Source organism: Nocardia sp. JCM 34519.1 (assembly GCF_020361265.1).
Lineage (GTDB): Bacteria > Actinomycetota > Actinomycetes > Mycobacteriales > Mycobacteriaceae > Nocardia > Nocardia arthritidis_A.
Genome location: NZ_JAIRBR010000017.1, coordinates 149,652 through 163,721 on the forward strand (window position 1 = coordinate 149,652; position 14,070 = coordinate 163,721).

Sequence of the window (14,070 nt, forward strand, 5' to 3'; positions counted from 1 at the left end):
ACAGCGCTATTTCTTCGGGAGATCTGGTTGCAGCTTCTCAGCGATGTCACGAACTTGGTCGCATGGCCGCCCCGAAGCTTTAGTGGGATTGAGATCCAACTGTAGATCAATCACCCCAACGGGTGAGTCCATCGCTATAAAACAGGTAATAGACGCGGTTGCTCCAACGAGGGTATAGACGACGGCGTCACGCCCTGCCACAGTCGTATTGTTGCTGGACTGTGTTTTACGCTCGCGAAAGTCTTGCAGCGTCAGGTTGGTGGCCTTGATATCCAGGGACCTCACCGTGAGTCCATCCGGATCTTTCTGCCCGAAATCGCAGCCTAGGAATGTGTAACTGTCGGCGGTCAGATCATTTCGTTTGCGCGTATCAGGATTGAATCCGAGCTTCTGTATTGTTGCGTCGCCGATGTCGATGCACGGGTCAAATGTAACCGCGGGCCGACCTGAATTGTTGCGCTGCTGCGGAGCTGGCGAAACAGTCACCGCAATGCTCGGATGCGTCGTTGTCGGCGTGGTCGATTCGGGCAAGGGCTCCTTGGCGTTGTTACTACAGGCGCCGACTGCGAATACGGTCAGCCCAGTAAGTATTGCGATTCGCGCGGTCCTCACCGGTTAGGGTTCTCCGTCTCGGTAGTTTGACTGACAAACTGCAACGCTTGAGCGTTCTTAGCATCGGCCTCGGCTATCTTTCCACCCGCGATCAGGAACGCCTCTTGTAAGCGCATGGCACCCTCGATGAACTGTGTGAGGACACCAGCGAAATCTTTCGCCTTGTTGTTGAACCCGTGTGCTAATTGTTGCGTGGACGGGAAGCCTCCGAAACCTGTCACATCGATGAGCGACTGAATCTGATTCAGCTCCAAGGTCAACTGAGAGATCAGGCGGTCGTACACCTTGACAGCATCGTCGACAACCTGGGGATCGAACTTAATGTGCCCGCTGGCCGCGCCTTGCTTGAAGGCTGCGATCTCGGCCCGGCCGTAGTCGATCTTTGTCTGCGCCTCCACCATCGCCCCCTCCGAAGAGTCCTGGACCGAAAGGCTACCAGCTGCCGCAACTCGTTGCCGCCGTGTGCGAATGCTGAGATCTAGCGCGGCGACGAAGGCCGAAGATATCGAGGGACTGTGGGTATCGTCCGAGCCGATCACGACAACCCCAGATCGGCCGGGCCTGCTGTTCGGCCGGTCCGGGGTTGATGGTTCCCATCGGGGATCAAGCGCATCGTCGAAGCCCACACCAGCCGCCCGGCCGAGCCGACCTCAACGGACCGAGCCACTCCGGCAAGCCTCGCCGAAAAGACCCTTCCGCAGGAAGTAATCGATGTCGATGACGATTTCTTCGAGCGGCGCCGTCAGGAGGGCTGGCTTGTGTAGGACATGCCCTCACCGATCGCTCTGAAGCTACTTGTTGCGAGAACCTGAGCGGTACGGTTGCCTCCGGATTCGACTTCGCCATACCTATCTCTCGGGCTTCCAGCCTTCGTATTCGGTACCTGCCAGGTCGTCGGACATCCGATCGGGCTGGGGGATCTTCTCGGACTCCGGAACGGCAGCGGCTGCCGCGGAAAACTCGGCGAACCTCTTCTTGGCTTCTTCGATCTCTTCGGGCGTGAGGGGTGTGAACCCTGCGGCCTTTGCTTCCTCAGGGCTGTAGAACGTCTTACCGGCAATTCTCTCGGGCATAATGATTTCCCTCTCTATCGCTCGACCATCTGGATGACAGTTCGCTTGTTCTTCTCGTCATAGAACCGGTTCACGATCTCGAACGGCGTTTTGTCCTTGAACAGGACTTCTTGTTCGTTGCTGTGCGCTCCGGGGCCGAACTTTGAGATTTCCTCGATGTTCTTGCCATGTTTGCTCACGATCTGGAACTCGACGTTGCCATCGTGTCGGGTCGCGGGATTGCGTGTAGTCGATGTGAATGCGTCCTCAACAATCGTTTGCCCCTTTTGGTACTTATCGAGAACATCTTCGGGCAGATTGGTACGCCGGATGACGTTTCCCTCGTAGTCGGGGAATTTGTCGAGCGCTGTCCGCAGGTTCTGTACTCGTGCTGCCTGTGACGGGGTGAGGTCGCCCTGACGCAATGCCTTGTTGAGGTCCTTGTATCCGCTTTGGGTGTAGCGCTCAATCGCTTCCTCGTCTACCTCGGTCAAGTTCTTTGGCCTGGGGGCCTTGTAGTTCTTGCGGGTCCCGAGGTTCTTGATCCGTTCGAGTTCTTTGGAATTCTTCGCGAGGTCGGCTTCGGCGTTGACGCCTTTGCCGATGCCGCGGGCGGTCTTCCATTCCTCGATGATCAGCCGCATCGGTTTGGAGTAGCGGGCGGCGATGGCGATGGCTTCGGCGGACGCGACGGCTGCCCCGATGCCGAAGGTGACGAAGCTCAGTGTTGCGCCGACGATGTAGTCGATGGCCAGAGCTTCGAGGAGTTCTTTGCCGAGTTCTTCGACCTTGTCCTTGAATTTGGTGCGGAACTCGTCGAGCGCTTCCCGATGCTGCTGGCAAGAGTCGCCCAGTTCCTTGCAGCCGGTGGTCCAGACGTCGGCGCTGGCGCGCAGCACCTCCAGATCTTCGGCGATGAAGGCGATCTCGGGGCTGACGACATCGCGGAACTGCTCGGTGATGCGGGTCAGTTCCGCTGGTAGCGCGGTGACCGCGGCGTCGGCGGCGATCTCGTGCCACAACGTCGCCATGTGGGTGAGCTTGTCGCCGTTGCCGTCGGGGATGGTGACCCCGATCTTGTCGAGCAGTTTCAGCGCCTCGGCCGCGCCGCCGCGCAGGCCGGGGCCGTCGCTGCCCGCCGAGGGAAAGGGTTGGCGGCACGTGTACACCGGGACCAGCAGCCAGGTCGGTTCGGCGGGCGCAGGGCCTTTGTCGCCGGTGGTGGCGTTCCATTCGGCCAGGGCGTGGTTGTAGCCCGCCTGCTGGAGCACGCTGGCGTAGTTGCCCGCAGCCTCAGCGATGTTGCTGGCGGCGCCCGCCAATTTCAGGGCGCGGTCGTCGTAGCTGGTCGCCCAGGTCCGCGCCTCCTCGTAGGATCCGCACATCTGGCGGCAGTCCTCGAGCGCGGTCCATCGGTGTTCGAGGGCGGCGAAGAATTCGGTGGCCACCTTGTTCAGCGTCGCGGCGGCGTCATAGTAGACCTGGGTGTCAACCTGCATCGCGGTCGTCGTCATCGTTACTCCCGCCCCAACATCCGCAGATTTGTCTGCACCACCTCGGTATAGCTGCGGTGCGCGGTTTGCGCGGCCGCTCGCATGGTCTCCACGCCTTCGCGGACTTCGGCGGCGCCGGCCGACCAATCCCGGTGCGCCTGGGCGTGCTTGGCGGCGGCCGCTCCGGTCCACTGCTGGTGCAGCGCGGCGACGCGTGTGTCGATTCCCTGAAGCGACTCGTCCAGGAAGCCCAGCAAACCGCCGATCTTCGCGGTCACCTGATCCAGATGATCCAGGTCGACGCGGTAGCTGCTGCCGTCGCTACTGCTCATGGCAGGTCCAGGCTGGAGGTGTAGGACGCCTGAGCCCTGGCGCGCTGGACATCGATCGCGGAGACTGCCTGTGCGGTTGCGCCGATCGCTTCAGCGAGTTCTTTGAGTGCGTCGAACACGGTCGTCGCACCGCGGTGCACCTCACGCCAGCCCGTCGCGTAGGAGTCAGCCGCCCGCCCCTGCCAGGTCGACATCAGCTCTTGGACCTCGGTGTCGGCGGTGCGGAAACCATCGGCCAGGCTTTGCGCGGTCGCGACGAGGTAGTCGCTCGCGCTGGAAGCGCTCTCGGGAACCAGCGCGAATTCCGGTGCGGTCATGCATACGGCCTTTCTGTCGCGTCCAACGACCGGACGGCGGTGCACAGCTGGTCGAACAAGAGGGCGGCTATCGGCCTTCCGGGCGGCGGTGGAAACCGTTGTGTTACTTGCACATTAGGCGATCCACACACCCCATGCTGGTGCGGGTCTTGTTGACATGTCCGGATATCGGTCGTCAGCCCGCCCCAACACATTGGTCCCGATTAGTTTGACGTCACAGGACTCGGAACGGTTCCCTTCCCAGCACAGAGATTGACGATCGGCCGACGCTGCCGAATCGCACGGTGGTCCACCGATCGCGGATAGGCCCGGGCGCGCATTACGCCGTCCTACTTGCGATCGTCCGCTATGCCAGTGAGCCGATATCGCTGGCGCGATATCGGCGGCTGTTGCGACGCCCGGCTCCAGGCGCCAGGCTGACCGCGCCAGGTCGGTGCCGTGCACTCGTACGACCTCGAAGACGGCTGCTGTATGTAGACCCGCTCTCGAAGGCTGAGGATTCGCCCGGCTGATGCGACTGATCTGTATACCGTCATTGTCTGGCTGCACAACCACGCCATTACTGAAGACATCGAAGAACTCCGCGAATTCGCCCATTGAAATGCCGAGTGCCCCGGGGCCTCGGCGGCGAAGACTACTCCGACGATCTACCCAGCATGGGTGGATTCGCGCGACCGCGAGCGGCGACCTTCCAGTCCAGATTCACCAAGGGACGGATCGATGCAGCGATCGGGCTCCCGACTCCGCCTTTTCATGCGTGGCTTCCTCGGATTCCAGCTGGCGATCGAACGATTCCAACATCAAATGGAATGGAACGCCCTGCAGCGTTCGGTTTCGACCTGGACCAGCCCGCCAGCGGGAGCTCTTGTGTCTCCGGCTTCCTTGGATACCCTGGATCTCCGGCATATGTGCAGTTCAGCTGTCTTCTCAGCGCTGGTTGATGGCGGTTGGCAATGGCGTGGCGGTTCCGGTGGCGGAGTTCGGGAAGCATGGCGAGGTGCCTGCCAGGGAGAGTTCGTCCTGGGTTGTTCCGTCGTTGGCTTTGGCGCGGGCGACGATGAGCAGGTAGCCGTCGTGGGTGACGGCGTTGGCCTGTACGTCGGGTTCGATCGGTGTGACGTTCCATAGCCGGTCTCGCCAGATCCGCATGATCGAGGTGAGGTAGTCCCCGGTTTTTCCGGCGGGGATGCCGGTGACCCAGTACCACACCTGCGCTTTCTTGGGTCCGGTGGTGTTGTTGAGGTCGCCGTCGCAGGGTGCTGCGGGTAGGTCGCGCAGATCGGGATCCGCTGTTCGGCCATCTGCTCGAGCCGGGGCTGCGGTAAGCGTGGTGCCTGGCGGTAAGGCGTCGAGGGTTTCGGTGAGGTATTGGCGGATGCGGTCTTGCGCTGCCGCTTCGTTCAGCACCGGCGCCGACGAGGTGGATGTGGCGCTCGGGGTTGAGCTCCCGCCGCACGCGGTGAGGGCCGAAGTGGCGGCGACCACGGCCATGAGCAACAGCCGACATGCCGTGATTCCCGGCGCGAACTGGCGGACGTTCATATCGGTCATCTCCTCGATCGGATTCACGCGGTGGCGGGGATCTGCGGGACGAATGCGCCCATTCTTTCCAGTTGCAGAACATCCTCGATCGAAATGTCGGTCCATTGCGACGGCTGGGTCACGACGGCGTTGTTGAGCGCGGTGATCGTGGTGCGGACCTGATATTGGGGTTGATAGGTGACGGCGAGGGTCGGTTTGCCGTCGAGGTCGATCGAGGACACCGCTTCCGGTTGGAGGCCGACAATCCGCAGTTGGACTCGCTTGGTGGCGTCGATGTCCAGGCTTCCTGGTTTGCCTTGCGCGTTCGGTGGTGCCGGGATGGAGATCTGCGACTTGCCGGTCATCGGGTCCGGGGTCAACACGTTTCCGGACCAAGGGCCAACGGCTCCCGGGGTGGTGTCGGGATCCAGGGTGATCGTATCGCCGTATCCGCTGTAGGGGCCCTGCCCCGCGGTGTACACGCCTTGGACGCCGGGATTCGCGTTGAAGTCTCTGGACATCCATCCGGCCGGGGCATAGACGCCCGGATACACACGGGTTATGTCGAAACGCGAGGTCAGAACCGGAGTACCGGGAGGTACCGGCTTCAGCGGAGGTGGGATCCCCGGCAAGCCATCGACAGCAGACGGGGTATCGCCTCTGACAAACCGGCGTCCGAGAACAACGCCACCGGCTCCAGCGGCCAACACCATCGGCAACAGCAGCCAGGTCAGTGGTGAGACCCCACCCATCGGCTGCGCCTCAGAACGGGCAGTCGACCGGGGAGCCGAATCAGTGGCTCCTGGATCAGGTGCGGTAGCAGGTTGCTGCCTATCGATCGGTGCCGATGGGGCGGGCGAAGGCTCGGCCGGCACCGGGGCGGCCGGTTCGGCTGCGCTCGGACCGGGAGCTGCGGAATCCGGCACGGGACGGGTTGCTGGTTCGGGTATGGAAGGCTGACCTGGGACCGGGACGATCGGTGTCCCGTTGCCCGGCGCCGCAGCAGGGGGAACAAGCGCTCCGGCCTGACTGCCAGCACCACTCGTGCCGGGTTGCTGACCCGGCATGGCGGGGGTCGGCAGCGGAGATGGTGTGCTCGGCAGGCCCGGCACCGGGCCTGGCGGCGGCTTCGGAACAGGAATACAGGGCCAACCGGGATGCATCTGTTGCCACTGCTCACACGGGATATCCGGCTGTGCGGCGACGGTCGGGAGCCCGAAGGCCAACCCACCGATTCCCATGATCACAAACGCACCACCGGCCGCCGCCAGATAGCGGCGGCGCGACGTCGGGAATGACTTGCTCATGCTGACCTTTCTCGCGTCTCGGTGAATGCGTCCGCAGAGCTACAGGTAGATGGGGTCGCCGTAGACGGTGACGGAGTTGTCCGCGGTCGGTGTCGAGATGGCCGCGGTGGCATACGAACGCAGCGATACCGGGCCCATGCAAGCATCGATCTTGACCTGAACCTGCTCGGCGGTGATCGAAGCATGCGGTCCAGCAAGGGGTTTGGTGCCGAACGGGATCGTGGTGATGCTGCCGGGCTTGATCGTGGTGGACACGTTCGGGGTGACCATCGCCGAACCACCCACCGTCACGCCGGGGTACTGGGAGATCGTCACGCTGATGTTCGGGCCTATCGACAACCCCAGCCCCATCGTCAGGCCGCTCGACACATCGACCTGGCAACCGATCTGATAACCCAAGGCCACCGTCCCCGAGGCGATCGGTGCCCTACCAGCACCGGTGACCTCCGCAGCCGCCTTCAGCGACACGAACCCTTCCCGGGTGAACATCGTTGCCGCCAGATTCGGATACCGGTCCAGGTTCTCCATCGACTTGGTGATCGACAACTGCCAGCCATCATCGGTGACAGTCGTACGCGACTTGTCAGCGACCGGGTCGGCCACGGCAAGCCCGGGCATGGCGAACAGCGCTGCCACCGGCAAACCCACGGCCGACAAGACCACAGCAATCGCCCGGCGCTGCGTGGAACAGACCATCGAAACCCCCAGAAAGGCATGCGGTGCCGGGCCACTGTGGCCCCGACATCCTGCAACTACCTTCTAGGACAATCTATCAGCAATCATTTGGCAACCATTGGGTAGATCGAGCGTCACCGATCACCACCGAGTCGCCTACCCGCACTCCGTGGAATCACTGCTCGCGATCGGTAATCGAACCTTCGACCATCGGAATTGTGAACTGCGACACAGCCCCGTTCGCGATGACTGCTTGATGACGGTCAGTCGCTGGAGAATGCTCGCGCGATCCGGAGGCGAGTTTGATCAGTTTGCCCAGTTCGGCGCGGGACAGTCCCGTCATGCCAGCGATGACGGACAGTTCCTCGCCGCGGTTACGCCAGCCCAGCAGGTGCGCGGCCTGGCGATGGCGGATGGAGTCCACGGTGCTACGGAACGCGCGCTCTGTGTCGTCCAGCTGTTGCTGAAGGAGGAGGTAGGCGGTCAGGTCGGCTTCGTTGGCCTGTTCACGTTCGAATCGTTGCCGGCGTTGGATGGCGAGCCTGCGGTGTGCCTGCTGTCGCGCGAGGGTGGCCTGTTTCCTTGTTGTCATAGATCGGCTCCTTCCGTCGTAGGTTGCTCGTCGGATTCCTTTCGTTCCGCGCGGCGACGCACGCCTGCGCCCGCGGTGGTTTGTAGCCGGAAGTGGAATGTCAGGCTATGCCCAATTTTTAGCTATGTCCCGACCTTCTTCATTCTTCAGCATCGAAATACCACCACAATCATCCTATTTGGCGATTCATAACTGAACGTTCAATCCTCACCCCCTACCTGGGACCTTTTGCATTTCGGATAACAAGTTCGCATCTTTGGCGGGAAGTTCGCCCGATTGGCGTTCGCCCTGAACGTGACCGGTTGGACATCGCAGAGATAGCAACCTCCGGGGAGTTCATCTGAGAATTTGATAAGCCATATGGAATAGGCACCTGAGAGCGTGCTTTATTTTCTCCTGGGTATCAATTTCGCGACCGGTAGCGTAGGCGTATGACGGCGACGGTTCATAAACTGTCCGCCGGGGATGGATTCAACTATTACCTACGGCAGACAGCCGCCCATGATGCGAGCGAACGTGGGCGTAGCACTTTGGCCGATTACTACTCGGCCAAGGGCGAGTCGCCCGGTGTCTGGATGGGGTCGGGGTTGTCGGCGTTCGACACGATCAGGGCGGGCGACGAGGTCGCCGAGGCACAGATGCGGGCGTTGTTCGGGCTGGGCAGACATCCGGACGCCGAAGCGATCGAGGATCGGGTGTTCGCCGAGCAGTTGGTCGCTGGTGCCAAGCGAAAGGATGCAAGCCGGGCGGCGTTGGCGGCGTCGCAGCTGGGGCAACCGTTTCGGATCTACCACCATGCCAGTGAGTTTCGGCGTCGCTGTGCGGAGGAGTTCACCGCCTACAACCTGGACCAGGGATCCCATTGGAATGCTGCGATTTCCGATGATGTCCGCTCAGAGATCCGTACGCGGGTAGCGCGAGAGATGTTCGTTGCCGACCTGGGTCGGGAGCCGCTGAACGACGCGGAGCTGTCGGGGTGGGTAGCCCGCAACTCCCGCAACGCCACGACCGCGATATCGGGTTTCGATGTCTGTTTTTCACCGGTGAAGTCGGTGTCGGTGCTGTGGGCGTTGACGCCGCGACCGATCGCGGAGTTGGTCGAGCAGGCGCATCGTGCGGCGGTGACGGATGCGTTGGCGTTCCTGGAATCGCATGCTGCATATACCCGTTTAGGCGCAAACGGGGTGGCGCAGGTCGATACGTGTGGGTTGATCGCGACGGCATTCGAGCATCGTGAGTCGAGGGCGGGCGACCCGGATCTGCATACCCACGTGGTGATCTCGAACAAGGTCCGCACGCGTGAGGGTGAGCTGTGGCGGGCGTTGGATGCGCGGATGCTGTACCGGTTGATCGTCGCGAGCAGCGAGGTCTACAACACCAGCCTCGAGCTACATGTGCACGACCTAGTCGGCGGGGTCTTCGTCGACCGCGGCGGCGGTGACCCGGACCGTCGGCCGGTCCGCGAACTCGTCGGTGTGGACCCGGATTTGAGTCGATTATGGTCGCGGCGCGATGCCGAGATCGAGGTCAAGCTCGGGGAATTGGCGCGGGAATTCCAGCGCCGATGGGGGCGTGAGCCGACGACGGTGGAGATGCTGAAACTGGCCCAGTGCGCCAGCCGGGAGACTCGCCCGCCGAAACACGAACCACGCTCTCGTGCTGAGCAACGAGCAGTCTGGTGGGCTGAAGCAACCGAGCAGCTGGGCGGCCAGTCAGCGGTCGAGGCGATGGTGTGGTCGATGTGCCACTCGCCTGTAGTGGCGCGGCCGGAGGTGACGCCGGAATGGATTGCGGCGGTGGCGGATCGGGTGATCGATGCGGTGTCGCTGAGGCGATCGGTGTGGCAGCGCAATCACATTCATGCCGAGGTGCAACGCCAGTTGCGCGGACAGATCACGAGGGCGGAGAGAGCAGCAGTCGTAGCCGCGGTCACCGAGGCGGTGGTATCGGTACCGCGGTCGATCAGCCGGACGCGGCCGGACATGTTCGACGAGCCGCGACTGCTACAACGGGCCGACGGCACAAGCGCGTTTACGGTCGCTGAATCGGAGCAGTTCACCTCGGCCGCGGTGCTGCTGGCTGAGCAGCGACTCGTTGCTGCTGCGCGGCGAGCTGGCGGCCGGACGGTGACCGATGCAGCGGTCGACGTGGCGTTGCTGGAGTACGCGGCGAACAACGACGGACGCGAACTCACCGCAGGGCAAGCCGCGCTGGTGCGTGAGTTCGCGACCTCCGGGCGAACGTTGCAGGTGGCGGTCGCCCCAGCCGGAACCGGCAAGACGGTCGCCATGCACGTGTTGGTCCGGGCCTGGTTGAGCGAAGGCGGAACGGTGCTGGGCTTGGCGCCAACCGCGGCGTCGGCGGCCCAGTTACAGAAGGAGATCGACACCGCGATCCCGGTGGAAACGATCGACAAGCTGACCTATTTGCTGACCCATCTGACGCCGGATTCGGCAGCCCGATATCGAGTGCCGCACTGGGTATCTGGAATCGGGCCGGGCACATTGGTGATCATCGACGAGGCGGCGAAAGCCTCGGCGCGGCAACTGGATCTGGTCGTCGACTTCGTGGCCCGGCGCGGTGCGATAGTCCGTGCGATCGGCGATGACCGCCAACTCGCCTCCATCGCGGCCGGTGGAGTCATGCGCGACATCATCGACGCCGGGGGCGCAACCACCTTGACGCAGGTGATGCGGTTCATCGGTGATCCAGCCGAGGCCGCCGCGACGCTGGCGATCCGGGCCGGGGATCCGGCCGCCATCGCCTTCTACACCGACCGGAGACGGGTCCATATCGGTGCGCTGGAGACCGTCATCGATGCTGCCTACACCGCGTGGAAGGCCGACCGTGCTGCTGGGTTGGACTCGGTCATGCTCGCCCAGACCCGCGAGATCGTGGCCATCCTCAACCACCGCGCCCGCACCGATCGGCTCACCACCGCTGGAGTTCCTGACGTCGAAGTCGGGTTGTCCGATGGGTTACAAGCGTCCACCGGAGATCTCATCTGCACCCGCCGGAACAACCCACGGTTGCGTTTCAGCAGCTCCGACTACGTCCGCAACGGCTACCGATGGCTCGTCACAGCCGTCCACACCGATGGCAGCGTCACCGCCGCTCATGTCGGCTCCGGCCGCCTCGTGCGTCTGCCCGCGGACTACTTGGCCGCCGAAGTCACCCTCGGCTACGCGTCCACGATCGACTCCGCGCAAGGCATCACCGCCGACACCGGGCACAGCGTGTTCACCGGTTCGGAGAACCGCGCCCAGTTCTACGTCGCGATCTCGCGCGGACGCCGCCGCAACGACATCTACGCCCAAACCGCCGTCGATCTCGAACATGCCCAGTTCAGCGACCGAGCTGTGCATCCACCGACGATCGTCGACCTGCTGACCGATGTCTTGGCTCGCGATGGCGGACACGATTCAGCGACCACTGCCCACCGCGAAACCTTCGACCCTGCCACACGGCTCGGCCACGCTGCCGACGCTTACAGTTACGCCGTCGGCGCAGCTGCCGAACACCTCGCCGGACCCGAGATCCTCGCCCGCATCGACTCCGCCGCCGAAGACCTAATGCCCGGCCTGACCCAGGCCGGCGCCTGGCCGGTCCTGCGCGCTCATCTGGCGATCATCACGATCTCGACTGACCGCGACGGACAGCCCCGCGACCCGGTCACCGCCCTCGCCGAAGCGATTGCCGAGCGCGACTTCGACGGTGTTATCGACCCGGCCGCGGTCTTGGACTGGCGTCTGGACCAAAGCGGCCGACACTCCAGCGGCGCCGGGCCGCTCCCTTGGCTCACCGGCATCCCACCAGTCCTCGAACAACACCCGGTCTTCGGGGCCTACCTCACGGCCCGCTCCCAGCTCGTCATCACTCTCACCAATACAGTCGTGCAGGAAACGCACGCATGGACGACTGCTACCGCGCCGATATGGGCATGTCCGTTGCTCGCTGCCACCCGCGGTGATTCGGCACTGATCGCGGATCTGACGGTGTGGCGCGTCGTCCGGCGGATCGAGGACAACGACCGCCGCGCGACCGGTCCCGAACTGCCGAAATTCGGAATCGCTCGCGCATACCAGGACGACCTCATCGAACGCATCACCGCCCAACTCGGCAATGTCGGCGACGCTCTCGGCAAATGGGTCGAAGCCGCAGACGAAATCGACCTACGCATCGCTGCCGATCCGTATTGGCCGGTACTGGCCGAGCGGCTCGACCTCGCCCATCGTGCCGGGATCGACGTCGCGGCGTTACTTCATACTGCGGCCGAAAACGGCCCGCTACCCGACGAACAACCTGCCGCCGCACTGTGGTGGCGGCTTGCCGAACAACTCGATCCCGGCGTCCTCGACGATGCCGCAGCCCACGACCCGTTGCGCCCAGGATGGATCACCGATGTCGAGGACATCCTCACCACGCCGGTGGCTGCGCTGGTCACCAGCGACCCGGCGTGGCCTCAACTCGTGGCCGCGGTCGAGGCCGCCAACCCAGCCCGCTGGACCCCGCACGACATCCTGGCCACGGCATTTCACCTGATCACCGACAACAGTGACACCGACCAACTTCCCCGCCCAGACCAGTGGGCCACCGCGCTCGCATGGCGAATCACAGCCATCACCCGCCACCACCAATTCCTCTACGGCGCCGCCGCCACCTATGCCCCGACACAGGCGCCACCGCACCCGGCAGACGATGAAGAACTCGCCGCCCGAGCAGGCCATCCACCTGACCCACACACGGATCCGCAGCTCGACTCCGAGACCGCGACCGCCTTCTTCGGCTATCCAGATCCGCGCGCCGCGACGCTGCCCGACGACAACGATCCCAATTACCACTCATCCCTCGCATCGTTTGCCACATCCGCCGAGCAGCCCACCTTCGATACCGCCGACGACACCGACGAATGGGACAACGGCCTCGATGAATGGTGTCCGCCTGTCGATCCTGCCTCCATCCCCGAACACCTCGACCTCCCGTCGGCAGAGCGAGCGCAGGTGTTGCGTGCCGAGTACCTCGAATACGCGCGGACCTATCGCGAACTCGCGACCGCGTATGCCAACGGCGCCGGACGTCATCTCCGCGCGCTCGATGGCTATTTCGAGAATCTGCGCGCTCGGCGAGATGCTCAGCGGCCCTTTCTGCTCGCAGCCCGAGACGCACACGACGCCTGGATCGAAGCCGACCGCGAAGCCGCCGAGTACAAGGCCCACGTCGAGGGACTGACCCGCAACATGAAGCGCCAATCAGACCCGGATATCGACGACCTGGAGAAACTCCTCCCCGATATCGCCGCCCCCACCGTTCGCGACCAATTCGCAGCCCAACTCACCGAATTACGGACCTCCTCCGGAACCCCCGCACAGATCCTGGAGTTGCACGTCGCCCGCATCTGCGCCGAATCCGCCACCACCGCAGCCGAACTCGCCAAAACCGAAGCCGACCAAACCCGCCAAGCCCTCCTCGACGCAGCAGGCCCCCAAGGCGTCGTCACCAGCGAGGACGTAGAACTCGCCCGTCTGACCGCCGACAGCATCGACCTCGCCGAACTCAATCAGGCCCGGTTCCGCCTTGCTTGGAAGGAGGGACAGCTCCTACGCAACGGCATCGAACCGGCTGACCTACGAGCTCCATCCGAGGCCGCCGACGCGCCGACAGCCGACCCAAAACCGCATCCCTCGCTCGTTGCGCCACCCAGCCCGAAGCCGGACATCTCGACGCTCACGAATCCTGAACTTCAGGACCATATTCGCCACCTACAAGTCCATCTCGCCACTGCCGATGCCACCGACGCCGTGCTGTTCCGATGGACTCGTCCGGATCCGGCAACTCTCGATGGCGAACTCCTGAAACAACGCATCGCCGCCGAAAGGATGCGCCATCAACAACTACTCGCAACCGCGCAGGCCGAACAGCAACGCCGACAACAGCTTCCGCCAGAACAACTCACCGCCGAAGAAGAACAGCGGATACAACGGAGTAAACGTCACACCAGTCGGCAACAAGCGCCAGTGCGCAGCCCGACCATGGACCACGCTCCGGACACCGCTGAAGGAGCGGGATTGGAGTAGGACGGTATTCGAATGTCACCCCCCCCCAACTGACCAGAGACTCAGCCGGTCTCCGGTTCAACAATGTTGCGCCAAACGCAACGGAGGCAAAGATG

11 protein-coding genes are annotated in these 14,070 nt (G+C 63.4%); 1 reads left to right on the plus strand and 10 read right to left on the minus strand.

Annotation, left to right across the window (positions count from 1 at the left end; all coding sequences use genetic code 11):
• Nucleotides 1-6: 6 nt before the first annotated feature.
• The 10 genes from LGY53_RS32330 to LGY53_RS32375 form a co-directional block, all read right to left on the minus strand.
• Nucleotides 7-612: a DUF3558 domain-containing protein gene (locus tag LGY53_RS32330; protein WP_225730486.1), complete on the minus strand. Its 606-nt coding sequence runs from the start codon at nt 610-612 to the stop codon at nt 7-9.
• Complete coding sequence (locus LGY53_RS32335; protein ID WP_225730487.1) at nt 609-1,013, minus strand: hypothetical protein; 405 nt, start codon at nt 1,011-1,013, stop codon at nt 609-611. The genes LGY53_RS32330 and LGY53_RS32335 overlap by 4 nt, the downstream gene beginning before the upstream one ends.
• A gap of 447 nt (nt 1,014-1,460) precedes the next feature.
• Nucleotides 1,461-1,685, minus strand: coding sequence for a hypothetical protein (locus LGY53_RS32340; protein ID WP_225730488.1), 225 nt, complete (start codon nt 1,683-1,685; stop codon nt 1,461-1,463).
• A 14-nt stretch (nt 1,686-1,699) separates the two neighbouring features.
• Nucleotides 1,700-3,178 carry an ADP-ribosyltransferase gene (locus LGY53_RS32345; RefSeq protein ID WP_225730489.1) on the minus strand — a complete coding sequence of 493 codons (1,479 nt, stop codon included), beginning with the start codon at nt 3,176-3,178 and terminating at the stop codon, nt 1,700-1,702.
• Nucleotides 3,179-3,180: 2 nt separating this feature from the next.
• Complete coding sequence (locus LGY53_RS32350) at nt 3,181-3,489, minus strand: WXG100 family type VII secretion target (RefSeq protein ID WP_225730490.1); 309 nt, start codon at nt 3,487-3,489, stop codon at nt 3,181-3,183.
• The gene (locus LGY53_RS32355) at nt 3,486-3,806 is read right to left on the minus strand and encodes a WXG100 family type VII secretion target (RefSeq protein WP_225730491.1); all 321 of its coding nucleotides are present in this window, start codon (nt 3,804-3,806) and stop codon (nt 3,486-3,488) included. The genes LGY53_RS32350 and LGY53_RS32355 overlap by 4 nt, the downstream gene beginning before the upstream one ends.
• Nucleotides 3,807-4,733: 927 nt before the next feature.
• On the minus strand, nt 4,734-5,357 hold the full coding sequence (locus tag LGY53_RS32360; protein WP_225730492.1) for a hypothetical protein: 624 nt from the start codon (nt 5,355-5,357) through the stop codon (nt 4,734-4,736).
• Nucleotides 5,358-5,371: 14 nt separating this feature from the next.
• On the minus strand, nt 5,372-5,848 hold the full coding sequence (locus LGY53_RS32365; protein ID WP_225730493.1) for a hypothetical protein: 477 nt from the start codon (nt 5,846-5,848) through the stop codon (nt 5,372-5,374).
• An 825-nt stretch (nt 5,849-6,673) separates the two neighbouring features.
• Nucleotides 6,674-7,270 (minus strand): MspA family porin, encoded by a 597-nt coding sequence (locus LGY53_RS32370; protein ID WP_225730494.1) that lies wholly within the window; start codon nt 7,268-7,270, stop codon nt 6,674-6,676.
• Between the two features lie 214 nt (nt 7,271-7,484).
• Nucleotides 7,485-7,901 carry a hypothetical protein gene (locus tag LGY53_RS32375; RefSeq protein ID WP_225730495.1) on the minus strand — a complete coding sequence of 139 codons (417 nt, stop codon included), beginning with the start codon at nt 7,899-7,901 and terminating at the stop codon, nt 7,485-7,487.
• A gap of 431 nt (nt 7,902-8,332) precedes the next feature.
• On the opposite strand from LGY53_RS32375, the gene mobF reads away from it, so the two are divergent.
• Entirely contained in the window at nt 8,333-13,975 is a 5,643-nt protein-coding gene (mobF, locus tag LGY53_RS32380; protein WP_225730496.1) for a MobF family relaxase, read from the plus strand.
• The last annotated feature ends 95 nt before the right edge of the window (nt 13,976-14,070 follow it).

What these genes read in the sequence shown, in the direction of transcription:
- LGY53_RS32335 (WP_225730487.1), bottom strand. Translation starts at nt 1,013, where the DNA reads ATGGTGGAGGCGCAGACAAAGATCGACTACGGCCGGGCCGAGATCGCA.
- LGY53_RS32340 (WP_225730488.1), bottom strand. Translation starts at nt 1,685, where the DNA reads ATGCCCGAGAGAATTGCCGGTAAGACGTTCTACAGCCCTGAGGAAGCA.
- LGY53_RS32345 (WP_225730489.1), bottom strand. Translation starts at nt 3,178, where the DNA reads ATGACGACGACCGCGATGCAGGTTGACACCCAGGTCTACTATGACGCC.
- LGY53_RS32350 (WP_225730490.1), bottom strand. Translation starts at nt 3,489, where the DNA reads ATGAGCAGTAGCGACGGCAGCAGCTACCGCGTCGACCTGGATCATCTG.
- LGY53_RS32360 (WP_225730492.1), bottom strand. Translation starts at nt 5,357, where the DNA reads ATGACCGATATGAACGTCCGCCAGTTCGCGCCGGGAATCACGGCATGT.
- LGY53_RS32375 (WP_225730495.1), bottom strand. Translation starts at nt 7,901, where the DNA reads ATGACAACAAGGAAACAGGCCACCCTCGCGCGACAGCAGGCACACCGC.
- LGY53_RS32355 (WP_225730491.1), bottom strand. Translation starts at nt 3,806, where the DNA reads ATGACCGCACCGGAATTCGCGCTGGTTCCCGAGAGCGCTTCCAGCGCG.
- mobF (WP_225730496.1), top strand. Translation starts at nt 8,333, where the DNA reads ATGACGGCGACGGTTCATAAACTGTCCGCCGGGGATGGATTCAACTAT.
- LGY53_RS32365 (WP_225730493.1), bottom strand. Translation starts at nt 5,848, where the DNA reads ATGTCCAGAGACTTCAACGCGAATCCCGGCGTCCAAGGCGTGTACACC.